This window comes from Alloprevotella rava, from assembly GCF_014195585.1.
Lineage (GTDB): Bacteria > Bacteroidota > Bacteroidia > Bacteroidales > Bacteroidaceae > Alloprevotella > Alloprevotella rava.
The window spans coordinates 29,431-55,305 of record NZ_JACICA010000012.1; the positions used below are offsets into that span (position 1 = coordinate 29,431).

At 42.7% G+C, this 25,875-nt stretch carries 20 protein-coding genes; 10 read left to right on the forward strand and 10 right to left on the reverse strand.

Annotated features, from left to right (window positions below):
• Nucleotides 1-42: 42 nt before the first annotated feature.
• A complete protein-coding gene (locus FHS60_RS08900) occupies nucleotides 43-1,509 on the reverse strand; it encodes a DUF4270 domain-containing protein (protein ID WP_183697762.1) in 1,467 nt (488 codons plus the stop codon).
• Nucleotides 1,510-1,719: 210 nt separating this feature from the next.
• The gene (locus FHS60_RS08905) at nucleotides 1,720-2,523 is read right to left on the reverse strand and encodes a glycogen/starch synthase (RefSeq protein ID WP_183697764.1); all 804 of its coding nucleotides are present in this window, start codon (nucleotides 2,521-2,523) and stop codon (nucleotides 1,720-1,722) included.
• A gap of 251 nt (nucleotides 2,524-2,774) precedes the next feature.
• On the opposite strand from FHS60_RS08905, the gene panC reads away from it, so the two are divergent.
• Both panC and panD read left to right on the forward strand, forming a co-directional pair.
• Entirely contained in the window at nucleotides 2,775-3,626 is an 852-nt protein-coding gene (gene panC / locus FHS60_RS08910) for a pantoate--beta-alanine ligase (protein WP_183697766.1), read from the forward strand.
• Between the two features lie 5 nt (nucleotides 3,627-3,631).
• Complete coding sequence (panD, locus tag FHS60_RS08915) at nucleotides 3,632-3,982, forward strand: aspartate 1-decarboxylase (protein WP_183697768.1); 351 nt, start codon at nucleotides 3,632-3,634, stop codon at nucleotides 3,980-3,982.
• A 91-nt stretch (nucleotides 3,983-4,073) separates the two neighbouring features.
• Here panD and FHS60_RS08920 read toward each other — a convergent pair whose 3' ends face one another.
• The 3 genes from FHS60_RS08920 to FHS60_RS08930 form a co-directional block, all read right to left on the reverse strand.
• Complete coding sequence (locus FHS60_RS08920; RefSeq protein WP_183697770.1) at nucleotides 4,074-5,327, reverse strand: DNA recombination protein RmuC; 1,254 nt, start codon at nucleotides 5,325-5,327, stop codon at nucleotides 4,074-4,076.
• A gap of 285 nt (nucleotides 5,328-5,612) precedes the next feature.
• Nucleotides 5,613-8,237, reverse strand: a complete 2,625-nt coding sequence (locus FHS60_RS08925; RefSeq protein WP_183697772.1) for a M60 family metallopeptidase — start codon at nucleotides 8,235-8,237, stop codon at nucleotides 5,613-5,615.
• 12 nt (nucleotides 8,238-8,249) lie between these two features.
• Entirely contained in the window at nucleotides 8,250-9,704 is a 1,455-nt protein-coding gene (locus FHS60_RS08930) for a leucine-rich repeat domain-containing protein (RefSeq protein WP_183697774.1), read from the reverse strand.
• 488 nt (nucleotides 9,705-10,192) lie between these two features.
• On the opposite strand from FHS60_RS08930, the gene nagB reads away from it, so the two are divergent.
• The 6 genes from nagB (at nucleotide 10,193) to tsf (ending at nucleotide 16,004) form a co-directional block, all read left to right on the forward strand.
• Nucleotides 10,193-10,987 (forward strand): glucosamine-6-phosphate deaminase, encoded by a 795-nt coding sequence (nagB, locus tag FHS60_RS08935; protein WP_009348202.1) that lies wholly within the window; start codon nucleotides 10,193-10,195, stop codon nucleotides 10,985-10,987.
• A 98-nt stretch (nucleotides 10,988-11,085) separates the two neighbouring features.
• Nucleotides 11,086-12,354 carry an anaerobic sulfatase-maturation protein gene (locus tag FHS60_RS08940; protein WP_183697776.1) on the forward strand — a complete coding sequence of 423 codons (1,269 nt, stop codon included), beginning with the start codon at nucleotides 11,086-11,088 and terminating at the stop codon, nucleotides 12,352-12,354.
• 730 nt (nucleotides 12,355-13,084) lie between these two features.
• Complete coding sequence (rplM, locus tag FHS60_RS08945; protein WP_009348204.1) at nucleotides 13,085-13,546, forward strand: 50S ribosomal protein L13; 462 nt, start codon at nucleotides 13,085-13,087, stop codon at nucleotides 13,544-13,546.
• A gap of 8 nt (nucleotides 13,547-13,554) precedes the next feature.
• Nucleotides 13,555-13,941 carry a 30S ribosomal protein S9 gene (rpsI, locus tag FHS60_RS08950; RefSeq protein ID WP_009348205.1) on the forward strand — a complete coding sequence of 129 codons (387 nt, stop codon included), beginning with the start codon at nucleotides 13,555-13,557 and terminating at the stop codon, nucleotides 13,939-13,941.
• A 148-nt stretch (nucleotides 13,942-14,089) separates the two neighbouring features.
• A complete protein-coding gene (rpsB, locus tag FHS60_RS08955; RefSeq protein WP_183697778.1) occupies nucleotides 14,090-14,905 on the forward strand; it encodes a 30S ribosomal protein S2 in 816 nt (271 codons plus the stop codon).
• 97 nt (nucleotides 14,906-15,002) lie between these two features.
• Entirely contained in the window at nucleotides 15,003-16,004 is a 1,002-nt protein-coding gene (gene tsf / locus FHS60_RS08960; RefSeq protein WP_183697780.1) for a translation elongation factor Ts, read from the forward strand.
• Between the two features lie 170 nt (nucleotides 16,005-16,174).
• On the opposite strand, the gene FHS60_RS08965 is transcribed toward tsf, so the two are convergent.
• A complete protein-coding gene (locus FHS60_RS08965) occupies nucleotides 16,175-17,143 on the reverse strand; it encodes a transporter (RefSeq protein ID WP_183697782.1) in 969 nt (322 codons plus the stop codon).
• 140 nt (nucleotides 17,144-17,283) lie between these two features.
• Here FHS60_RS08965 and trhA point away from each other — a divergent pair, with 140 nt between their 5' ends.
• Nucleotides 17,284-17,931, forward strand: a complete 648-nt coding sequence (gene trhA, locus FHS60_RS08970) for a PAQR family membrane homeostasis protein TrhA (RefSeq protein ID WP_183697796.1) — start codon at nucleotides 17,284-17,286, stop codon at nucleotides 17,929-17,931.
• Nucleotides 17,932-17,938: 7 nt separating this feature from the next.
• A complete protein-coding gene (locus FHS60_RS08975) occupies nucleotides 17,939-18,874 on the forward strand; it encodes a calcium/sodium antiporter (RefSeq protein WP_183697784.1) in 936 nt (311 codons plus the stop codon).
• Between the two features lie 208 nt (nucleotides 18,875-19,082).
• Here FHS60_RS08975 and FHS60_RS08980 read toward each other — a convergent pair whose 3' ends face one another.
• The 4 genes from FHS60_RS08980 to FHS60_RS08995 form a co-directional block, all read right to left on the reverse strand.
• Nucleotides 19,083-20,834, reverse strand: coding sequence for a DUF4091 domain-containing protein (locus tag FHS60_RS08980; protein ID WP_183697786.1), 1,752 nt, complete (start codon nucleotides 20,832-20,834; stop codon nucleotides 19,083-19,085).
• A gap of 28 nt (nucleotides 20,835-20,862) precedes the next feature.
• Nucleotides 20,863-22,218: a carboxylesterase family protein gene (locus tag FHS60_RS08985; protein ID WP_183697788.1), complete on the reverse strand. Its 1,356-nt coding sequence runs from the start codon at nucleotides 22,216-22,218 to the stop codon at nucleotides 20,863-20,865.
• A 78-nt stretch (nucleotides 22,219-22,296) separates the two neighbouring features.
• Nucleotides 22,297-24,399, reverse strand: a complete 2,103-nt coding sequence (locus FHS60_RS08990; protein WP_183697790.1) for a tetratricopeptide repeat protein — start codon at nucleotides 24,397-24,399, stop codon at nucleotides 22,297-22,299.
• A 29-nt stretch (nucleotides 24,400-24,428) separates the two neighbouring features.
• Complete coding sequence (locus FHS60_RS08995) at nucleotides 24,429-25,280, reverse strand: ABC transporter substrate-binding protein (protein ID WP_183697792.1); 852 nt, start codon at nucleotides 25,278-25,280, stop codon at nucleotides 24,429-24,431.
• Between the last annotated feature and the right edge of the window lie 595 nt (nucleotides 25,281-25,875).

The following is a 25,875-nucleotide window of genomic DNA, read 5'->3' on the forward strand; positions in this document are numbered from 1 at the left end:
ATTGCAATAAAAAAGCCTCCTCAAAAAGAGGAGGCTGTAGTCTTATTTTTCGAATTTTGTATAAACAACAGAAATTGACAGATTATTACCTGTTGGGCCTCCTTGCAATTTAACGCTCGACAGACCTAATTCATTTCTCACTCGGAGAAGCTGACGGGTATTTTTTCCCGTCAAATTATTCTTCACAGAGGTATATTCTGAACTCACAGGCAGAAGTGCTACTTTATTCCATCTAGGGTTAGCTGATTCCCAAGCAGCATATTTAGCTTTACGACTTGCCTCAGATTCACCAATAATAACACCTGCACCTTTATCTCTGGCACGCTTCATTGACGAAATTAACTGTCCAATATTATTAAAGACATATGAGTTGTAGTCTGAATTATAATCTGCCGTATAACTTGTTAGGTTATCTGGCAGCGTCTTTGTTTCAAAGAATGAATACATCTCAGAAATCGGCAACAAAATAAGTGTTGACGATTTCGTCAGCGCATAATTTCCAGAAGTGGGATTATCTAAACAACGGAAAGTGATTTTTGCTTGATTGATAGAATCGGTATAGTGATTTCCTGCTACAATATCATCAACCGGCAATTCCACCTCTGTATAGATGCCAACTGGAGATTTCACATAAGAATACTCATTGGCAGCATTAAGCATTGAGGGGGGCAACTGATTATCGACATACGTATTTTGGATTACTTCTTCCGTAGCAGCCATTGATTCCTGTCCACTACAAATACTATCTTTTCCTGCAGCAGTCTTCTGAAGATAGCGGAAATACAGATTCAAATAGCTCGTTTCTACTTTCAGCATAGAGCCCACCCCATCACTCGTCTTAAAATAAAAGCCTGGACAAACATGATGAATAAAGCTATAAGAGTTTTTGAAGTATGCCGGATTTTCGTAATACTTATCGACAATGTATTGCGCATACTCCTTCGGTAGTCTCACGACAACACTACCCTTAAAAGAGTCTGCACTTGTACGCAAGTCACGCCCCGTCAAATCACGGATACTATAGGTGATCGTCTTTTGATAAGGACTTGTAGTACTCACATACTGCCCGGGATCTATCGTCGTATAATAGTGCGTTCCCTCTCTCATTATCTTGTTCGTATCCAATTCTTGGACATAGAGCTTCATTGTTGTCAGAGAGTCGCCATAATAGGTTCTAAAGTAGAGACGAATATTACAAGAATCTACACTCACCATACGATTCTTGGCAGGAAACGAGTAATTTTCTCGCATATGATATTGAGCCAAGAAATTGCAAGAAGTTGTAGCATGGCTTTCTGGATCTACTATTGAACCCAAATAACAAGTACTCGTATTGGCCAATACGGAATCCATCTTAACCGAACGCGATGTTACACTATAGGTAGCCTGCGATGTGGCAATCTTGTCAAAGCCTGGCAAAACACCTGTACCCAACGTTGCCGTATCGTCGCTGCAAGATGCAAGTGCTCCGGCAAGAGCAAAAGCCAATAGGGGGGCTGTATACTTCATTGATATGTATTTAGCTATTTTAGACTACAGATTCTGCGCTCAGCACAATAAAAAAATCTGCTTCATTATTATCTGCGAAGATAAAGAATTCAAATAAATCAACAAGATTTGTTTAACGAAATATCACGAATTTAGCGAATTTTGTCTGAGAAATAAAAGAACTTCTTGACACAAATTCGCTAAACTCGTACTATATAATTGTCTATCCAATTAAAGCGTTTCGTAGAAAGCAGTATAGGCTTCACTTGTAGGTTCGCCAGGATATTCAAGAATAGGCTTTCCAATTTTACGGGCAAAGTCTAGTGTTTCCACTGCTACTCCTTCTTCCGTCTGAATAAGGCCATCACTGAAAGTCACAGCTAATTGTGCTAAAGCATCTGGGCTAGAGAAATCAATGTTTGTATTGTCCAATAATTGATCATCAATATTACGGAACTTCAAACATTCACGGAAATTAGCAGCAGGATTATTCTTCGGCGTTTCACCATACACAGAGAACACCACTTTTGTGTCTTGAAAAGCAGGTTCATCGTGATAAGCTGTTTTTATCAACAATGGTGCAACGGCAGAAATCCAACCATGGCAATGAATAACATCGGGAATCCAACGCAATTTCTTAACAGTCTCAAGCACGCCTCGAGCATAGAAAATTGCGCGTTCGATGTTGTCAGGATATTCTGTACCATCCTCATCAGTTAACATACCACGATTTTGGAAATAATCATCGTTGTCGATAAAGTAGACCTGCATACGTGCCTGCTGAATAGAGGCAACTTTTATTACAAGCGTATGATCTGTATCGTCGATTATAATATTCATCCCCGAAAGGCGGATCACCTCGTGCAACATATTGCGACGCTCGTTGATGTTCCCCCATCTAGGCATAAATGTCCGAATCTGACGACCTGATTCTTGTACTAATTGAGGGAGCTTTCTCCCCATGCGTGCCATCTGAGTCTCTGGAACATACGGGGTAATCTCTTGGGTGATAAATAAAACTTTATCTGCTTTCATTTAGTTTTGTAATATGAAAGAACATATCTCTGAAATAAAGGAATATGTCCTAGCCTTCAACTTAATTTAGGTGCAAAGGTACAAAAAAACCGAAAAATGAGTACTCTAAATCGCAATTTCCTTATTTCTCACCACTTTGAGTACGTTTAGAATGGGTGAATTTGTTTTTTCTATCAGTTTACCTTAATTTTACGCCTCGAAATTTCAGGGCATTTCTCAAAGAATGCCACAACTCCAAACACAAATTAAAGATGTATATTGCAGAAACCGTAAAAGAACTTACGGACTTCCTTGAACAAGAGCGCACCGCAGACAAGACCATTGGTTTTGTCCCCACGATGGGAGCTTTACACGCTGGCCATGCCTCGTTAGTCAGCCGATCTGTTAAGGAAAATGACATTACCGTTGTTAGTATTTTTGTTAATCCCACACAATTCAACGATAAAAACGATTTAGCTAACTACCCGCGCACACTGGAAGCCGATGCACAACTATTGGAAAGAATCGGCGCAGATTATGTCTTCGCCCCAAATGCCGAAGAAATTTATCCTGAGCCCGACACTCGCTATTTCGACTATCCGCCTATTACAAGCGTAATGGAAGGTCCGCGCCGCCCTGGCCATTTCAATGGAGTGTGCCAGATAGTAAGTAAGCTATTTGATATGGTGAAACCTCATCGCGCTTATTTTGGAGAGAAAGACTTCCAGCAAATAGCTGTTGTTCGTGCAATGATTGAAGAACTCCATATCCCTGTAGAACTTTGCCCCTGCCCTATTGTTCGCGAAGAAAATGGATTAGCTTTGAGCAGTCGTAATACCTTGTTAACAGACGAGGAACGAAAGTTGGCGGTAAACATATCTAGAATTCTCTTTATCAGTGTCGACTATGCACAAAACCATAGTGTAAAAGAAACGCACGATTTTGTTGTTAACACACTCAATGCGCTAAACGGGCTGGATGTAGAGTACTTTGAAATTGTCAATGCCTGTACGCTGCAAAACGTAACAGCATGGACTGATGCCACTGAAATTCAAGGTTGCATCACAGTGTATTGTGGCAAAAAACCAATCCGTCTGATTGATAATATTAAATATAAAGGATAATTCTTATGGTTCTAAATCTGCTGAAAGCAAAGATACATTGTGCCACAGTTACAGAGGCCAACCTCCACTATATGGGCAGTATCACCATCGATGAAGATTTGATGGATGCTGCAGGTATTCTGCCAAATGAACACGTACACGTAGTTAACAACAATAATGGGGAACGTATCGAAACATACGTCATCCCAGGCCCGCGTAAAAGCGGCTGTATCTGTCTGAATGGAGCTGCCGCCCGCAAGTTTCAAGTTGGCGATATTGTTATTATTATGTGCTATGCCGGCTTCACATCTGAAGAAGCTAAAGCTCACAAACCTTCCGTTGTTTTCCCTGATGAAAACAATCAACTAATGAAGTAGATTGATGCACTATTATAAGACAGAAGCACTATCCACAATGAGTGAATAGTGCTTCTATTTCGTCTATATGTAAAAAGGAAAGATGCTAAAACTACTCCTCATCTTGCTCCAGTAACTCTATATCCTGACGCTCTGAAGGTATGGGACGATTCGGATTCTCCTTCGCACCGAGAGCCTTCAGTTCGTTACCTTTTCGAACAACACTCTGTCGACCTGAAAAAACTTTTTTCTCAGCTTCTTCGTATACTTTTAGCGAATTGCGCAAAGTATCTCCTAGTTTCTGATAACGCTTCAAGAAATCACCCAATCTGTCCAACAATTCTTCAGCTATATGGAAAACTCGCTGCTGATTCTCTGCTTGCTGATATTGCCGCCAAACAATCTGAATAATACGCAATATCGCCATTAGATTCAACTCTCCGGCAATCAACACTTTATGGTCGAAAGCATCATACCATAATTGGGGATCAGCAGTCAACGCTAGCTGCAACGCACTCTCATTAGGAACGAACATCACCACAAAGTCTATAGACTTGCGAGGAGCCTGAACATAGCTACTATAATCTTTCTTAGATAAACGTTGATACTGATCACGTATGCTCCTTACATGGGCCGTCAATGCAACAGTTCGTCTTTCTTCGCTCTGTGCATTCACATAGTCGTCATAAGCTTTGAGCGAAACTTTTGCATCTATAATAACATCTTGTTCGTGAGGATAATGTAAAATTGCATCGGGTTGCATTGATGCACCGGTATCGATATTTTTTAGATCTTGGCCCAAATCATCACGTAAGCGAGTTTGTAAATCATAATCAATCCCTTCGCGCAGTCCCTGACATGAGAGTAAATTACCGAGAATCACCTCTCCCCAATTTCCCTGTGCCTTATTGTCTCCACGCAAAGCTTGAGTCAAATTCGCAGCTTTCTCCCCCACTCGCTCGTTACTCTCAAGCATCTGTCGGAGTTGTTCTTGAAATGTAGCCGAATTAGCGGCTGATATTTCACGGTTTTGAGTAAGTTCTCGCCGCATCTCTCCAATGGCTTCTTTCAAAGGTTGAGTGATCTGTCCAATTGATTCTGTATTTTCCGACTTCAGTTTTTCCGCATTTCGCTCTAACAGTTGTTGCGCCAAATTAGTCATTTGCTCTTTTGTGGCATTCATCTGTTCTGTTAGCTTCTCTGCTCGCAACTTAGCCTCCTTATCTGTTTGTTCACGAAGCAGATGGAGCTCTGTCGCTTTCTGCCTCAGTTCTAAATTTAGCTGCATCAGTCTTTTCTGAAGTAGCACATAGGCAATGGCCATTCCAAGTGCCACACCTATTATTATATACAATATTACTTCCATATTGCGAAGTTAGATAAAAAACAGTACATATCACCTTTCGTTTCTCTCCAGTTTTCAGATATAACAAAGCCAAAATTTCACACCCTACAAAAGCGTATAAAAATACCCTTATAGCATTTCAAAATGCAATAAGGATATCAGCTGACATCCTTATTGTATTCGCAGATACAATAAGGAAAATCTCAATTCTGAACTATCTGCGAAGACACTGAAAACAGCCACGACTAAAAATAAAAATCCCCGACTCTGAAAGCCGGGGATAAACTATAAATATATTCAAACTATTTAGTTAGGAAATGTAGGGCGCGCAAAGCGCTTACCTCTATAAGTAGAAATTGTCCGAATCATTTCTGCATTGCATTCCTGCAAACCGAGAGCATCCATATCCTGAACAAATTCATCATACATAGACGGTATGAGGATATACCATTTATCACCATAGTCGCCCACACGCATACTTACCTGACGTAGGAAGCCCCACTTTTCAAAGAACGGCGTAAGATTATAGCCTGTCAAACGGCTCACCTTGCGGATGTAGTTGAAAATAAATGGCACACTGTTACTATACCAACCGCGAGATGGAACTACAAAATTATGGGTTGTCCAAACCGATGTGGGATAAGCTGTCTTATACGCATTCCATTTCACATTACTTCCATTTTGAGCAGACGCCAACAATTCATATTTGTCAAGACCATTCTGCTTCTCTATCTTAGAACCTTCTGCATTGTCAGACTGGCGCAGACTTTCATACCAATCCGGAGCAATATCAGGGAAACCATTCTCAGAGAAATAATTGTAGAGGTCAACAAGCGGAGCAAGCGCATGGTTTACGCCCAAATCCTGCAATGCCCAACCGCGCGTAGCGTCTACGCTGCAAGCCGTAATAACAGAGTCGGCCCCCGTTGTTCTTGTGAAATCCTGCAATTCTGCATTCCAGTTTACTTCGTCTTGATGTAAGAACGCCTGACGACGATGCTCACTGACTTTTCTCTCGCTAGCATAAGCATTATCGTTCAGAACAACATTATTGGCAAAGTTGATCCAATTACGGAACTGACCTTCACGATCATAGGGATAGCCCATGTGCATCACATTGTAATAGGAGTTCATATTGTTGCTGACCTCCGACATACCAGCCCAGTTGAAGTAGGGCAACATCTGGTGCTGATGTCCCCACTCATGAGAGAGTCCCCAAATTGCATCTTCATCATTGTAGACAAGCGTTCTACAATTAAGCACGCGGCGCTCTTGAGTGTGGTGGAAACTTACACCGAAACCGCCTTGGAACATATAATAGGTATAGTTCGAATAAGCCATAGTGCGGAGATTAGGCAGAGAATTGTATTTCTCAAAGCCCAACAAACGTTGCTCCCAAGTAATGAGTGTATCAAGTACATTCATATACTGACGATAGCCTATACTAGTACCATCTGTTGACTTACAATAATTGTGCAACCCCTTAGAGGTCCAGACAGAGTGAACATGTTTGCCAACAACATCCATACAAATATTCTTTGCATTTCCTGTCAGTGCGTGCATTTCTTCGTTCGTCTTCTCCGGACTCAAATAGCCATTAACTTGACCATTGATAAAGTGAGCCTTTATTGGGGCATAATCAGAAGAGTTGCCCTCTGCCGTGTAGCAGATATAAGCCAAACCATCATAGCCAAAAGTGTAGTTAATGACATTGATACCATTGTTGAGAGCAAAAGTAGAAGTAATAGGGTTACCACCATCAAAATTACCGCCATCTTTTCCTTCGTACCATGCAACAACCTTCAACGTAACATTCATACCACTTGGTATACCGCGCACAACTACTGCTGTAGTTGAGCCAGAAGGGATATTGATACCTGTTACGCCAGAAAGTTGGTCATAATACTTACCTGGAGCATTCCAAAGCTTGCTATAATAGCGTGGAGAATTATAACAAGGATATTCTGCTACGCGATATTTTGTTGAATAAGTACCATTGTAAAGCTGATGAGCCAGAGCACGAATCAGAGGTACACTAATCGTATCAATTTGAGCTTCTGTTACACCTGGTTTCAAAGACGCATAGAGATCATCGGTAAAGATATCAAAAGCTGACATTGAAGTACGCTGACGGAACTCCATTTCAGCACAACTTGCAAAATCGCCTGCGCCAGACAATACGCGAAACTGAATCTGCACAACGTTCTTGAGTGGAGTTTCAAAGGAGATTTGCTTAACTGAGTTATCACCAGACCAGTTAAACGTCTTGTATAGAGTGAAAGCACTTTCACCTTGAAGACGAATCAACACTTGCACCTTCTCAAAAGAACCGTTCGTTTGGCTATCCTGACGAGGAACATAATTGATATAATCAATCTGATTGTTGCCCGAGAAGGAATAAGTCAAAACAGCTGGATTTGATTCGGTAACATTAAAGCCACCTGCTCCCCAGGCAGTATGCCAAATAGAAGCATAATCCTTATCGAGAGTCAGATTTGCGGAATGACCCGACATAGAATTATTGGCCGTAACATTTGTTGGGCGAATAACAGGATCTTGCGGAAGTTCGTTTGCACTAGCATCTGCCTGCTGTGTCAGCTTCAGCACTTGGCTAAGATCTGTAGTCGCGCTTTTGAAAGTTATATTAGCTGTACGACTCTCACCATAATAGTTCTGATCCACATGTACATAGATACCATTCTGGCTCTTTGTTACAGTGGCCCAAGCTGCATCACTTGTCGCGGTATAGTCAACATTGGCTGTGATATCGAAGCACAAAGTGCGCTCCTTATAATTGAGTGTCTGATTGTGAGGAGTCACAATCATTGGAAGAGCCCCCGTAGGCAGAGTACTCTGAGCGACGGAAGGAATTGCTGCTAAAAGACTTAGTGCAGCAAAACCTGTCAACATTATCTTTCGTATATTCTTCATTACTGCTCTCCTTTATTTATTGTATAACACTTTCTTTCCATTGATAATATACAAGGTACCATTTTCTGGTGTAGCTACACGGCGGCCCTGCAAGTCGTAGATAACAGTTGAAGCATCCGTTGAGGTCTGAATTGTAGCAATACCTGTAGCTTGATCCTTACCCACCGCAAAAACAGTAGTTTTGATGTTCAACCCTGGATAGTCGCGCTGCGTAAGAATAGCATAGACTTTTTTCTTGGGCGTCATAAAGGTAAACTTACCGCTACTAGCTGTATAATCCAAATCGCGCTTAGCTGCTGATGCTTTCTCTAGCTCCGTTACATTGCCGGACTCATCCTCAGAGTAGAAAGTAAAATTTACGGTATTGGCACCACCACTATCCTTACGGTAGTCAGTAAGATTCAAAATATATTTAGTATTATTCTGCGCGCTATAGCCTTCTACATTTTGCTCAACATAATATGCGCCATTATCTGCTTTCTTCAATTTGCTTGTGATATCCAAATCGGCCTGCGGGGTATAGGCAAAGTAGCCTGTAGCTGGCTGGAAACGTGCAACCGGTAGAGAGCGGAATGACAGTGCATTTCCTCCGCAGTTCATCGAACCTAATTTAATAGAAGGAATAACCAGATTTGACATATTGTTATTGGACACCGACAAATCATAAAGATGGCTACTCTGACGAACATCCAATGTTGCCAACTCGTTATTATCAAGAATGAGTTGGCGAAGTTCTGGAAGTCCAGTAGAAGAGGTCATGGTGATGTTAGAAAGATTATTGTCGTTAGCAACAAGAGTAGTCAATGCGCCAACACGACTAAGGTCAAGACGAGTAAACTTATTACCAGTACACTGCAAAGCATCTAAGTTCACATTAGAAGTTACATAGATACCCGTAAACTTATTGCCACTCACATTGATATGCTGCAAAGAGGCTGCACGAATAATAAAATTACCGCCATTGTTCAAACGTTGCATTCCATTATTAGCAAGATTCACATTTTCCAAAAGCGGATTCTTACCCTCACTCAATGTCAGAGCTGAAATCTGATTTCCGCTAACATCGATGTCTGTCAGTTTACTCAAGCGAGTAACGTCAAGAGTTGCCAAGCGGTTGTTCTGACAATAAAGTGACTGAAGAGATTTTGCTCCAGTTACATCAAGCGCCGTCAGCTCTTGTTCCTCACAAATAAGTGTGGTCAACTGACCGCCACTTGTCAGCGTAATTGTTTGGCCTTTCACTGTTCCCGTCAGAGTTTGTAACGGAGTGTTCGCTACTTCATAGGCAACGGGGGTTCCATCGCCCCAGTCCACCTTCACATTACGGGCGGAACGATTGACAACCAAAGTTAGTGTTGTTCCAGAGCCTTTACTCGTGGTCAACTTCACTACTTGGTCTTGAGCGTGCGCACAAAGAAAGCTACCCATAGAGAGCACAGCACACACAAGAAGTTTCTTTTGGTTCATAATTGAGTTATAATTATTGTCTGATATATAGTTTTTTTGTAGAATCTGGTGACAAAGGTAAGCAAATATCTCTTTAAAGTTTTTTTTAGCTTCATATTTTTCTTTGACAACTGCAGTTTTCAATAAAGCAATATATCAAAACTCGATGACAATACATTTTATTTGCACATTTAGCAGCAATGTGTGCCGACATTTTCGGCTTTCTAAAAAAACATTTACATATCTCTATTTTCAGTTATTCTCATAAAGAAAGTTGACTGTTCTCCCATTAGCTTCACTCACTTTTTATAGCGTGAGAGAGAATGAAGCTGTTTTACTCTATCATTCTTATAATTATCGTAAACATTTTAGGCTTATTCTGCCATCTACACATCAAAAAAAAACTTTTTTCCTACTTTTTCCAAAAAACAATCTTTAATTTTGCACTAATCCTATAATCAAGGGCTGTTTTCCTAAACTATAAAGCCTAACATTCAAACAAAAATATCATGCGAGTAATTATCGAACCAGACTACGAGAAACTGTCCCTTTGGGCTGCTGAATACGTAGTCAACAAAATCAATGCTTTCAATCCAACTGACGACCGTAAATTTGTTTTAGGTCTTCCTACTGGCTCTTCCCCTATTGGTATGTACCAGGCACTCATTAAAGCCCACAAAGAAGGTCGTATCAGTTTCAAGAATGTCCTGACTTTCAACATGGACGAATATGTAAATCTTCCAGAAGATCATCCTGAGAGCTACCACACCTTTATGAAGAAGAATCTCTTCGATCATATTGACTGCCCGAAGGAAAATATTCACATTTTGAATGGCAATGCTGATGATTTGCAAGCTGAGTGCGCTCACTATGAGCAGATGATTAAGGATGCTGGCGGTATTGATTTGTTTATTGGAGGTATCGGTCCTGACGGACATATTGCTTTCAACGAACCTGGTTCTAGCCTGTCAAGCCGTACGCGTATCAAAACACTCACAACAGACACCAGAATTGCTAATGCCCGCTTCTTTGGTGGCAAACCAGAAAATGTACCTTCATTAGCTCTTACTGTTGGTGTTGGCACAGTCATGAGTGCGAAAGAAGTTCTGATTCTTTGCAACGGACACAATAAGTCTCGCGCACTGCAAGCAGCAGTGGAAGGTGCTGTCACTCAGATGTGGACTATTTCTTCTCTTCAACTCCACCCCCACGGAATCGTGGTGTGTGACGAAGCTGCCTGTGAAGAAATTAAACATGGTACTTACCGCTTCTTCAAAGACGTTGAAAAGGATTACCTCATCTAATTCTCTCGTAAAATATTCAACCCTAGCAAACGGATTACAAGACTATGGTCTTGTAGTCCGCTTTTATTCCACAACCTTTCCTCAAGCTACTCTGCTCAATGAAGCACACGGCCGATCCCTTTAACATATCAGGCAACGAACTACAAGCCATCAGCATTCAACCGCAATATGTGATGTTGAAACCTGTAGGCTCTATCTGTAATCTTGCTTGTAAATACTGCTACTACACTGAGAAAAAAAGACTCTACCCCAAAGTAGCAAACCAAATTATGGACGAAGATCTGCTCGAAAGCTTCACTAAGCAGTACATAGAGATGCAGCCTACTCCCAATGTTCTATTCACTTGGCACGGTGGGGAAACACTCATGCGCCCAATCAAGTTCTATGAGTATGCGCTAGAGTTGCAACGAAAATACGGGCTAGGGAGAAATATTAATAATTGCATTCAAACCAACGCCACTCTCATAACAGACGAATGGGCACGCTTCTTTCACGAAAACAATTTCCTTGTCGGCGTAAGCATTGATGGACCACAAGAATTTCACGATGAGTATCGGCGTTCACGCTCAGGCAAGCCAACGTGGCAGCAGGTGATGCGTGGGATACAACTACTCAACAAATATAATGTAGAGTGGAATGCGCTGGCTGTAGTAAATGATTTCAATGGTGATTACCCATTAGATTTCTACCATTTCTTCAAAGAAATTCATTGCCATTACATTCAATTCACACCAATTGTAGAGCGAAAACTTCAGCACTCAGATGGGCGCGAACTATCCTCTCCCACAGAAGAAAGTTCTGACATATGGGATTTTAGCGTCACACCCGAACAGTGGGGTGACTTTCTTTGCAAAATCTTCGATGAGTGGGTACGGCATGATGTTGGAGAGTACTACATACAGCTCTTCGATGCCACCTTGGCCAACTGGATGGGAGTACCTCCCGGAATATGTACACTGGCAGAAACGTGTGGTCATGCAACTGCAATGGAATTTAATGGCGATGTATACGCGTGTGACCATTTTGTTTTCCCCGAATACAAAATAGGCAACATAAACGAACAACCTCTTGTCGAAATAACGAATTCTCCAGAGCAAAAAGCTTTTGGAGCAGATAAAAAGGACTCTCTACCACAGGAATGTAAAGAATGTGAATGGCTATTTGCCTGTCATGGGGAGTGTCCGCGCCTTCGTTTTACGAAAGACAAATATGGAAACGCTGGACTCAATTACCTCTGTCGTGGTTATCGCAAATTCTTTGAGCATGTTGCCCCTTATATGGATTATATGAAATACCAACTTCAGCAAGAAGAAGCCCCCGCAAAGGTAATGAAGTGGGTAGCCGAAGGAATGCCGCAGTATAGATAAAAACAACCAACTTCGACTATTTACTTCGCCTAAAATACAAAATTAACACCTCTACACACTCCCACACCAAGAGTGTTTGTCAAAAACACTCGCGAAGGAGAAGAAATGAATATTATTGTATAATCTCAAATATCCTTATTGCGTTTGAGAATACAATAAGCCCATCAATTGACATCCTTATTGCAGCAGCCAACGCCCTTATTGTAATGACGACTGAAATACTAAAAACAATATACACAAGCAATACCCCTATCCCTAAGAATCTTTTTTTGTTGTCACGTCGTCACGTTGTCACACTCTATCCATAACTTCTTGAAAACATAGACATTAGACGCGTGACAACGGTGTGACAATAAAATCAAGAACAAAAGTTATCGTCACCTCCATAAATCACTATTTATCAACATGTTTAGCTCCACTGTGACAACGTGACAACAAAATACAAGTTTTCATTAGTAGAAGAATAGCGCATATTAAGGGGTAATATCTGCACGAGAGAGATGATATGCAGCCATATAAATATATCAAGCATAAGTAATAAAACTAAATAAAGAAGCCAAAGCCTTTGCCGTATTATAAGAAATTTGTACTTTTGCGGGCCGATTATTATCAAGCAGTGTCTTAGCACTGTATGTCAGAGGGTTACGCTTGTGCAGCTTTGGCCAGCCAGCCAAGCTAAAGAACCATCGGGCGCTGATTTTAATTATTAGTAGTTACAAACAAACAAAAAATGGACACTTTAAGTTACAAGACCATTTCTGCCAACAAAGAGACCGCACAGAAAGAATGGGTAGTTGTTGATGCAACGGACCAAATTTTAGGCCGTCTCGGCTCAAAAGTTGCCAAACTGCTTCGCGGTAAGTACAAACCAAACTTCACTCCGAACGTAGATTGTGGTGACAATGTTATTATCATCAATGCTGACAAAGTTCGCTTGACGGGTAAGAAAATGACGGAACGTATTTACTACAGCTACACAGGTTATCCTGGTGGTCAGCGTGAAAACACACCCGCTTCTATCCTTGCAAAGCCAAACGGTGCAGACAAACTCCTCCGTCGCGTTGTTAAGGGTATGCTCCCTAAGAACCGCTTAGGCGCTAAGATGCTTGACAATCTGTATGTATATGCAGGTGGTGAACACAAGCACGAAGCTCAAAGCCCCAAGCAGATTGATATTAACCAGTATAAATAAAGCAGTAAATGGAAACAATTAACGCATTAGGTCGCCGTAAGAGCGCTGTAGCCCGTGTCTTCCTGACTGAAGGTACTGGCAAAATCACAATTAACAAACGCGATTTGACGGAATACTTCCCTAGCTCTATCCTGCAGTTCGTTGTTAAGCAGCCCCTGCAGCTGTTAGAAGTTCTCGAGAAGTATGATATTAAGGCAAATATCGATGGTGGCGGTTTCACTGGTCAGAGCCAGGCTCTCCGTCTTGCTATTGCTCGCGCACTTTACAAACTCAACCCCGAAGACAAATCAGCTCTTCGCAAAGCAGGGTTCGTTACTCGCGATCCTCGTCAGGTTGAACGTAAGAAGCCGGGTCAGCCCAAAGCACGTCGTCGCTTCCAGTTCAGCAAACGTTAATCGGCATTGTCTGCTGAATTGGCGTTTAGTATCTAAACCTTCGGGACACTCATTTAGAAAAGTCTACCCGATGGCTGGTTGAACAAATCCATGGGTTGTAGTCCTTCAACTACCACTCTCAACTAACAAAGAAAGTAAACAACACATCATGTCAAGAACAAATTTTGAAACACTTCTTGAGGCAGGCTGTCACTTTGGTCACCTCAAGCGCAAATGGAATCCCGCAATGGCTCCTTATATCTTCATGGAGCGCAACGGTATTCACATCATCGATCTTCACAAAACTGTAGCAAAAATTGACGAAGCTGCAGAAGCTCTTAAGAATATCGCTAAGAGTGGTAAAAAGATCTTGTTTGTAGCTACTAAGAAGCAAGCTAAGGACGTTATCGCCGAGAAGGCAGCTAGCGTTAATATGCCTTACGTTGCTGAACGTTGGCCGGGCGGTATGCTCACCAACTTCCCAACTATCCGCAAGGCAGTGAAGAAAATGGCCAACATCGACAAACTTACTGCCGATGGTACTTTCTCTAACCTCTCAAAGCGCGAAATCCTTCAGATTAGCCGTCAGCGTGCAAAGCTCGAGAAGAACCTCGGTTCTATCTCTGACCTCACTCGTTTGCCGGCAGCTCTCTTTGTTATTGATGTGATGAAAGAACACATCGCTGTCAAAGAAGCTCTGCGCCTTGGCATCCCTGTTTTCGGTATCGTGGATACAAACTCTGACCCCAACTCTGTTGACTATGTAATTCCTGCTAATGACGACGCAAAGGACAGCATTTCTGTTATCCTCGACGCTGTTTGCGGTGCTGTTGCTGAAGGTCTCGAAGAGCGCAAGGCAGAAAAGGCAGATCAGGATGCTGCAGAAAAGCAGGAAGGCGAAAAGGCTCCCTGCAAGCGCGCAGCTCGTGCTCGTAAGGAAGAAGAAGCTCCCGCAGCAGCTGAAACTGAAGCTTCTGCAGAGTAAACTCTTGCTATAAATATAGAGTTTAGGGTGAGCGCTTTTATGTCCTTACCCTAAACTCTCTTTTATTCATAACCCCCTTAAACAAACCTAAACAATTATGGCAGTTAATATTGAACTGATCAAGAAACTCCGCAAGTTGACGAACGCTGGTTTGAGCGATTGCAAGAAAGCCCTCGAAGAAACTAACGGAGATATCAACGCTTCTATAGAAATCATCCGCGCAAAAGGTAAGGCTGTTGCAGCTAAGCGTTCTGACCGCGAAACTGCAAATGGTTGCGTACTCGTTAAAGTTGCTGACGGCTTTGCAGCTATGATTGCTGTTAAATGCGAAACAGACTTCGTTGCTAACAACCAGGACACTATTGACCTGACTCAGGGCATCCTTGATGCAGCTGTAGCAGCTAAGGCTAAAAACATTGATGAAGTTAATGCACTTACTTTAGCGGACGGTCAGACTGTTGCTGATACTATCACTTCCCGTGCTGGTGTAACAGGTGAAAAGACTGAGCTCGATGGCTACCTCTTCCTCGAAGGTGAGAATATCTATTCTTACAATCATCAGAAGAAGAATGGCCTCTGCACACTCGTTCAACTCAACCAAAATAACGAAGAACTGGGCCATGGTTTGGCACTGCACATTGCTGCTGCTAATCCTCTCTCTTTAAGCGAGCAAGATATCCCCGCTGACGTTCGCGATGAAGAACTCAAGGTTGCTCTTGAGAAGACTCGCGACGAGCAAGTTGAAAAGGCTGTTCAAGCAGCTTTGAAGAAAGCTGGTTACAACCTCTACATTGCTGAAAACGAGGAACACATCGCAGAAGGCATTGCTAAGAAGGAAATCACTGAAGAACAAGCTGAAGACATCCGTCGCATCAAGAAGGAAACAGCTGAAGAAAAAGCTGCAAACCTTCCTGAAGCAATGATTCAGAACATCGCAAACGGTCGTATGAACAAGTTCTACAAGCAGAGCTGTCTCCTCAATCAGGACTACTGCTTGCCCGTTGATGATAAGACTATTACTGTTCAGGAATATCTGCAGCGCGGTGGTAAAGAGCTCACCGTTATAGCTTTCCGTCGCTTTACACTGAGTGCAGAATAATTTATCACTACATATTTTAAGCGCAGACAACTCTAGAGTTGTCTGCGCTTTTTATTTAAAGGAATTTCAGGTGCAAAGAAATATTCTATTGCTGGCGAGATACGGCATAGCAACTTGCAGCCAGAAATTCTGTAGTTGTAGCTACAACTCCTATGAGACTTATCAGCCCATCAACTAGCCTTCATCTTCCCTGCTTTTCCTTTCTGCCAGAGCTCAATACTATTGATAATATTTTGCCACAGGATGTAGCAACCTGGGCCTACACTGCTGAGAGGATTGAGATAGACAGAAGCAATCCAAATGGCAAAGGCTGTATTTTTTTGTCCTAATGCTTGACCACTCTCTACAATACTTCCGCAGCGAGAACCAATTCTCCAACCAATAGCAAATTGAAAGAAACAGAGGAAGAGGCTCATTGCTGCGATCAGCAAAAGAAAAGAAATTGAAGTTTCAGCATGACAAATATTTTTTACTGTTGTTCCTGTCACTATCGTCAGTGAAGCTCCCCAAAGGTAATAACTCAAATCCTTCACATTGATCACCCAATAATGGAATCGAGAAAAGAAGTGCTTCACAATGAAAGCTAACCCCATAGGAACAATTAGAACGAGTGTCACTTTATAAAGAATGAGAAAGAAAGCTTCCGCAAAGTCAATAGCAGTTCTCGGTTCTATTAATGGGAAAAACACAGGAATTAGTACCGCCGTTATGAAATTGGAAATAAAAGTGTACGTAGTCATACTTTCTAAATTACCACCTAGTTTTGCCGTAACAACAGGAGCTGCCGCAGCGCAAGGACCTATGATACAAGCCAAAATTCCTTCAGCCAGAATAAGGTTATCTCCTTTCAAAGAAAAGCACAAAATGAGAGCAACCATCAATAAAACAAATAGCACCTGCTGTCCACCTATCCACAAATGCCAACGGACAGGTATCATCTTTCTGAAATCAACTTTACAGAAGGTCACAAAGAGAATAAAGAACATGAACATCGGTAAAATCGTCTCCATGATAGGAGCAAAAAAAGCACTTGCCTGTTCCAATCCCGGCGTATAAGCAAAAATCAGGTAGACACCAGCTCCCAAAGCTATAGATACCGGTAGCGTCCAATCCTTCAACAAGCGTATAAATCTATTCATTCCGTAGCAAATCTTCGCACTACAAAAGTACGACATTTTTATCGGCTTCCCACAGGTATAGTAGTGAAAGCATCAGAAACGTTCGGTTTATCACAAAACTTTGACTATTTTTGCGAACACAAAATCAGCAGACATTTTCCATGGCGTTTTATACAAGGCGCGAAGAACAGATCAACTCCTGGTCACACGCAGCTGGTATCCTGATTGGTATTATCTTTGGATGCCTATTTCTATATTATTGTCTGACACGAACAGATGGCTGGGCTACAGTAGGAATCATCCTATATATCTTCGGTATGCTGACATCCTATATTGCATCTACCGTTTACCACGCTGCTCGTGAAGACTCGCAAATGAAACATATCCTGCGAAAATGGGATCATGCAGCCATCTATTGGCACATTGCTGGAAGCTACTCTCCCTTTACACTCATTGCCCTACGACAGATAGGATTCTGGGGATGGGGACTTTTCATTTTTGTATGGTTCTGTGCTCTAATCGGTACGATCATGAGTTTCCATAAACTCAAAGCCCACAGTAATCTGGAAACCATTTGCTTCATTGGCATGGGGCTGAGTATTTTAGTGGCATTCAATCCTCTAATCCACAGCCTTCCAGCCTCTTCCTTCGGTTGGTTGATAGCAGAAGGAATAAGCGACATCACTGGAGCCCTATTCTATACGCTACACAAGCGCCGCTATATGCACAGTATTTTTCATTTCTTTATTCTCGGCGGAAGCATTTGCCACATCATAGCCGTCTGGAATATGCTTAACTATCTATTTTAATTCATTCATGACACTCAGCATCGCTTACATTCTCATTGGTATCATCGCAGTACTTTGGGGCGCAGACAAGTTTACGGACGGAGCTGCTGCCATTGCACGAAAGATGAACATTCCTGAAATTGTCATTGGTCTAACCATTGTAGCCATGGGCACAAGTGCTCCTGAACTATTCACCTCTGTTGTCTCAGCCCTTAAAGGTAGCACGGGATTAGCATTGGGAAATATCGTAGGATCAAACATCTTCAACAGCCTGCTCATTGTGGGGGCTGCCGCAGCAGTAGTTCCAATCTCCATTTCGCAAGCAACTATTATTAAAGATATTCCTTTTGCGCTCGTTGCCTCCCTCCTACTGACAGCCGTTTGCCTCGACGGAAATCTCACACGAATCGACTCGCTGTTGTTGCTCATCGGCTTTGCACTCTTCCTTGCCTATACGTTGCAAATAGCTCGCAATGGGAAAACAGAGGATTCTAAAACCGAAAAATCACAAGCCCTTTGGAAAAGTATCCTTTTTATTATCATCGGACTTGGATGCTTGATTGTCGGCAGTAATTTATTTGTGAGTGGTGCAAGTACAGTCGCCGAACAATTGGGCGTATCAGATGCCATCATAGGTCTGACAATAGTTGCGGGCGGAACATCACTGCCAGAACTCGCCACGTCTATCATATCTGCTCGCAAGGGTCAGAGCGGCATTGCTATCGGTAATGTTGTAGGTTCTAATGTCTTCAACATTCTCGCCATCCTTGGTATCACCGGTTTTATCTCCCCAATGAAAAACTTGGGAGGTATCACAACCATCGACTTAACAATGCTAATCCTGTCGATTATACTTGTATGGGCAATGTCCTTCACAAAATACAAAATTGAACGCTGGGAAGGCTTCACACTCCTTGGTGTTTTCTCCATCTATCTAGGTTGGCTTATTTATTCTGCTTTTTGAAAAAGCTGCTCTATCAACTTCTTTTGAAAATATTTCTGGTGAATTAAAACTTGAAGATGGCGTCAAATGGAGTAGATATTCTAAAAGCAAAATATCAAAAGGAACAAGGTCTCAAGAATCTGTTTTAGATTGTTGAGACCTTGTCTTAAAATATTAGCCAGAGTAGTTCTACACAACCGTCCCCCCCGCAATATATCTATATCAGCGATCAATGCTTCTTGTCAAAGGCTCTTTGAGAAGTATCATTAAGGAGATTTTCCAATCGGTTCACATAAAAGCTCGACGGCCTTTCAGCGTCCACCTTACCTGATGCAAATTCTGAAATAAGCCCATTGAGTTGCTGAAGTGCAATCGTATTGTTTGTTTTAGTATATTCTTCGCGCAATAGGCGAACTTTTTCAGCCTGCTGAACTCCTTCTATAACTCGTTCAAAACGAATACTACTCCGACCGCCAGGATAAACCATATATGTATCACCAGGCGTAAACATTCGGAAGCGTGTATCTTGCAGTGGAGCATCTGTCCAGTTCATCCAAGCCCAACGCAAGAAACCGTTAAAACCATTAGCCAAGCAATAGATAGGCAGGTAGGCAGCATCTGCAGGACTATTGTTGGAGCAAACGTTCGGCTCTGCATCGGGACAGGCAGTATAAGTTGTCGTCACCCATCCTTTTGCATTTCTCATAGCGATTTCTTTGTCTGTAAAATGCTGCCCATAGGCCACACAATAGTCATACAATTTATCTGCCAATTCCTTATGGTAGTTGCCAGCTAGTGCCATCTTGATACCTGGAACAGCCTGCTGCGCCACACGATAAGCGTCTGTCATCGCATCAAGTCCGCGCTCATCCATGGCTATCACTATTCTTTCAAACCATCCCTTTGCTTTCAAATGTTCGGCAAAACTCCGGAGAAAGTCAGTCCAAAATTTCTCATATTCTGCTGAAGAAGTAGAAGTTTTGAGATAAGCATACTTTTGGGATGCTTCATCCATATAGCGGAAGCTCATATCCCAGGGAATCATCGAAAAACAATTGATTTGTCCATTTATGCCGCAACTATCCAAGAATGTAATCCAACGATCAAAGATAGTATAGTCGTAAGCCCAACTTCCGTCAACTTTTTTTGTTGTCAACACCATAGGTTCAAATTTATCATTACTCTGCGCTCCCCATGGCTCATATAATAGAATGGCCGTACCCACTTTCTGACCTGCACGAGCCAGCATCTGCATGTAAGGGCGCAAGGCATCGAAGTGAGCCTGACTCCATGGACGGACACGATAGTAGCGACTAACTGCGTAGGGCTGCATCCAAAAGTTCAAATTAAACTTCCAATCGGAGGGTTTCGGTAACACTCTTTCCTGCACCATGACTTTTAAATTCAAGCGTCCCACTACTTTCTTGCGCGCATTAAGTACCTTCAGGCGGATACTATATGGGCCAGGTTTTGCCGCTTGAGGTATTTCAAACGTACACCATACGGGGCGTGTCGTTTCTTTCTCAAGCATCTTCGTTGTTTCTAAATCTATCACATCCGGGACTAAGTAGGGCTCCCAACCCGTGGGGTGATTACCACAACCACGAAAGTTGTCCGTCCAAACATAATTGACAAAGCGCGCAGCTCCTCCCAAACTTTTGTTACCAGAGATACGCAAAGAAAGAGGCCCTACTTCTTCTCGAGAAAAAAGAACAGCCTGCACACCAACGCGCTCTCCTCTCCAGGCATAAACAACTGTATCTGTTGTCACACTAAACAGAGGAGGTTGATATTTCTCATAATGAATATCGCGCGATCCCCAACTCATTTGCAACTTATTGGGCAAATTCTCCCAGGCTGTCCTTTCAACTGTAGCAGAATCTTCGGGCTCTGCATAATCGCCATAAATGCCTTCTTGCGCACTTATAGATGTGGCCCACAAAAACAAAGAGGAAAGTCTTAATATCTTTAAGAATTTCATGAATAAATAAGGTTTTGAGATTTATACTTTAGTATTTCACGTCAATGGCAAAGGGATATATGCGCTCAGCATCGTAGAAACAAGCCAAGCTATTGATCATCGCGCTCATTGTTGGCTCACAAAGCCCCGTCCACACAGTTTTTCCATTCACTCTCACCACAACAGGGCGCGTAACATCCACTTGTTCAGCAGTGAAATAGACTATCAAACGTCCTCCCGAAGCAGGCGTATAGGTGCGCGCCGACTTCAGTTCAATACTCCAACGAGGATCTTTTTCTAATGTCTGATAGTGAACATTTTGTATGGTCAAATCCACCACATTTCCTTCTATTCTTTCCTCATAACGGGTGCGCTCCGTAGCATTGGGGCGCTGAACGATTTGCAGATTGGCAAAGCCGCGACGATGCCTACCATCCATTTCAAAATCCTCCCAACTAACGCGCGAGGGAGCCGGCACGCGCTTCCACTGCTTCAGCCATACAGGTGTGCGCCTATAGTCGATGGCATGCCCAGCATTAGGAATCAGTTCCACCCAATGGTGGTATTCACCACCATTCAGTCGGCCCAGACTATCCAAAGCCTCGCGGGTATAACGTGTCAGCAAGTTTCGATAGAAGCCCAAATCTTGTGCACCTGTTCGCAGGCTGAAAGGCGTGTTACGCAAGTTCTCAACAGGGGCATTCTTTAGCGGTTCTCCTCCTGCCATAGGGCCTACGGCAGCCCAATAGTCGGCGTAGAACGAAGCCAAGCGCTGACTACCATACCCCCCCTCAGAGATGCCCATTAGATAAAGGCGATTGGCATCCACCTGTGGATTGATAAAAAGCTGACGGAGCAAACGCTCCATAAACCATTGTTTAGAACGCTGATACCAACGATACCACTCTCCCTCTTGAGGAATTTGAGGAATAAAATAAATGCTGGGAGCATCATCAAAGATTTGTGCCAACTTCAGTCCCGTAGACCATTCGGCATCCCGTGGACCACTACCGTGAAGATATATGAAAGCGGGAATCTGAGCGTCCGAGGATGCGCCTTTTCGGCCATAGTAATAATTTAGTTGAGCATTGGGTTCAAGCGTCTCAGGAATGGCCCATTGTCCGCGTGTCTCGTCAGAGAGCGCAGTAAGCGGAATGAGCAGTGGAGAATCTTGAGCATTAGCCTTGAGCCAACAATTCCAAACTTCTTGCCTCGCTTGTTCGAGTTGACCTGCTTTGAGCGGCTTCGACATCGGGAAGAGCGTTTCCTTTCCTTGAAAAGATTGAAAAAAGTATTTTGTAATGGCCCGACGCTGGCCAGAAAGCGGAACAAAAAGCAAGAACGAACCTATAGCAACGCCAAGGCGTAGAACTTTTTGAAGCGATTGCATCTGAATGGAACACATAAACATTTTCATTTTATACTCAATTTTACAAGAACAAGAAACTGACAGTAGAAGATAACAGACTACGCCAAAGATTCTTTAGTTTAATTTATTATTTATCGCATCACGCATCAGTAAAAGCTCATTGCGTGTCACACCATACTCTTTTAACAGCCAAGCATCATTATCAAAGAAATCGGGAGCCACAAAATCCAGTTTACTACTTTCGGCGCAAGCTTGATAACGACGGACGGCTTCAGCAATATCGTGGTTCAACCACGCAGAGTGTCCTGCATTGAAATAGTCGGAAGCTGACGGATTGAGGGTAAGAATTTTAGAATAGTATGTTTCTGCCTGCTCCGTATTACCCGAAAGCAGAGAGCACCAAGCCAGTGCGCGTAAGGCTTTCCCTTCGGGCTGCAAATAGTCCGCTTTATAGAGCACGCTGAACGCCAATTTTGGTTGATGCAAAGACATATAGCACTCTCCGATACGCAAGAGCAAGTCGGTATCTTCTGGGCACAAAGCTTCCAGGCGTTCGTAAAAGTCGAGAGCTTTCTCATAGCTCCCTGTTGCTACATGGAGTCGGCCCAACTGACGGAGTGTCCATTCCGAATCAGGATGCAAGCGGAGAGCTTCCTCATAATATTCTACGGCTTCTGAAACAAATCCCCAAAGCTCTTCAGCATATCCCATTTTTTCCAACACAGAAGCTGTGCGTTGTTCAGGAGGAATGACCATAAAGAATGAAAGAGCCTCTTTCCAGAGTTCTTTTTTAAAACAAGAGTTGGCAAACTGCAAGGCAATAGGTACAGAAGAGAAGAATGGACGTAAATGAGGATATGAGATTAAAGTCAAATCCAGCTTGAAAGGATTGTTGTGCTCACTGCGAAAACGGAAAAGATGGAAGAAACGATAGAGATCTTGCAGGTAGAAACGAATCTGCTGCTGCAATTCTTCTTCGCCCGAGTCGAAAGTGTCCATCAGTTCTTCAGGAATATCGCTCATCTTACGAACTCCATTGCCCAAGTTATGTAATTGCTCATCGGTAAGACTTTGAAGCATGAATACCATACAATATTTCTCCGTGTCGCAAACGGGCCTATTATTGAAAACGGCATCCATAGAAGAGTAGGCCTCGCCTCGAGAACCAAACACAGGATTCGAATAGCTAAAAGGTACAAACCAGTTGGCAGCATCATTAAAGAATGCTTGCTGCCGAGAGATTTGCGCAAATGTAGTATAGAAAGTATCGCTACCGCGTTGCTGCATTTCTAAGAATTCGTGCATCTTTTTGCTGATTTTCGACTTCTCTCCGCCAGCATCCCATTCGGGATTGAGATGAGTTTCATTGATTTCTGCCAAGTTTGAAAGATCACCCTTGGTAAGGTCCTTCAGTTTGTGGGCCGCTTTGAGCAATTCGGGCATAATATCCTCGCGCATCTTCTGATTGTCTTGCTGAGTCTGAATGCTCAGCAACAACTGCGCTTGAACTTTATGAAGAGCATCAACAAAAGCGGCATCATCCTGCAACAGTGTCAGTTGCGACTCCACCTCGGGGTAGAAACGCAAGCGACCAGCATATTTAATCAGCAGAAGTAAAGCACCAACGATGCAACGTGCACGCACTTTCGGAGGAGCAGAAACAGCCCCCTCCAACAAAATTTGCAACTTATTCAGATCGAACACTTCCCAAGCTGAGAGAAACAAGGCTGTAGCCATAGTTTGTTGCTCTTCGATAGAAATTGTCGCATCAGCAAATCGCAGACGTTGCATTTGGGCTTCCTCTTTTCCCCAAGGAGCGCTAGCAAAGGTTGCTTCAAACTTTTCAGACAAACCACTAGCTGCTGAAGCTCTCTCATGCGTTCGCTTCCACACAGAAGCAAAGTAAGAATAGTCTTCCTCCAACAATTGCGCAAAATAATAATTATCTGCAATTTCCAAAGCTTGTCGAAGAAATTGCTGGTGCATTGCCTTACGTGCTGGATCGTCCATGCCCTTTTCCCAATAGTGCAATAGCATCCGATAGTTTTCAGTTAGCTGCTGAAGAGCATCGGGAATCATCACAGCCTGCCAACTATCAGCAGGAAACTGGAGGTTTACGGCAAGACCTTTGAGTGCTGATAAGGCATCAGAGAGTTGCTCTCTTAGGATAGCCTTCACAGCATCGTCATATAGAACCTGAAAAGTTTTAGCATCCATCTTATTCTTTTTTCTAAAAAGCGCAGCGATTATTTCGTTGCGCGAACGTGTGAATAACGGGGCAAATGCAAAGAGTCTGCCACTTGCTGAGAAATCTTGTAGTGGTTGAGCAAAATGGGGAGACAGCATTTCACGCCATGCTTATTCAAACTATCAACGGCTTGATTATAACCACGTCGCAAAAGCTCCAAAAATTTAGCATGTGATTTATCCGCAACATATTTGGAGCAAAAAACAATCGCTCCTCTACTTTTCTCTGCACCGCGGGCCTCATACATCTGGCGCGCACCTAACAGGCGAGCTTCCGTAGCAAAAGGTTCAGGCAGAACTGCAGCATCCAACTGGTTGTTTTCCAGCATAGAAGCACACGTTCTATAACTATTCACTTGAACTCGTACCAGTGCCGCCGGTTTCATGTCTGCTTGCCGAAGAGCTTGATCGGCCAAGAGATTTTCAGCAGTATGCTGAGGTAGTCCTAATACCCTATTTCCCAAATCTTTCATCTTCTTGATGCGCAACATTCCAGAACTGAGCAAAGCCCACTCCCCCTCTGTTTGCATTTCTTGAACGAGTGATACGCCACGTTTCCGATGAAAGGCAAAACGCTCAGTATCCATGAAAGCTCCATCAACGCTTCTTCCTAACAAAGCAGTATCACAATCGTTCTGAGCTTCGAAAGGACACAATTTCAAATGGAGTCCTAAACTATCATAGAGCCCCATTTCCTCCGCATAATAGAAAGGCAAGCAGTCCACTATGGGAACAACTGCCAAGCGGATATTTACATCTTCGGCAACAACTGTGGGTGATGCTGTTTCCGTCTTTTGGTTACACGCCATCACAAGCCCTAAGAATAATAAAATCAAAAGAATCTTTCGCATGAAAAAACTTTTTTCTTTGGATGACAAAGATAATAAAAAAATATGGGTGTCTGCCATCTCGTGCTGCCTCGCAATTTCTGAGCAAAACAAGAAGAGCTAACGGCCTTCATTTCTTACAACTGAAGAGTATGCTTATAAGCACTTTTAGATCCTTTCTTATAGGGAAGGGAATCTACATATAAAATTGTCGTTTTATTTGACAAATCGTTTTCACAATCTAAATGTTAAACAGCTTTAAGTTGAATACGTCAAATATAGTTCTCGTAAAACGTAACTCAAAAAAGCGCAACAAAAGAAGGGATTTAGATCGATTTTTCTCTTTCGCAGCACTAAAAGTCAGGCAAAAACACGTTTTTCTCCTTATCCCATCCAAGAATACAATAAAGAAGTCAGCCGACATCCTTATTGCGTTTTGTCCTGTACTAAATAAGTTGACAGTTCATAAACTCAAAAAAAGATATATGTCAAGATTAAAGTACAGCGAAACAGAGAAAGTCCTATTGTTGCGTTCTTACCTGCAGAGCGGTATGGACGCTAAAAATTTTTCACGTAGTCGTGGAGTTCCTTATACCACCTTCCGCTATATTTGCAAGCA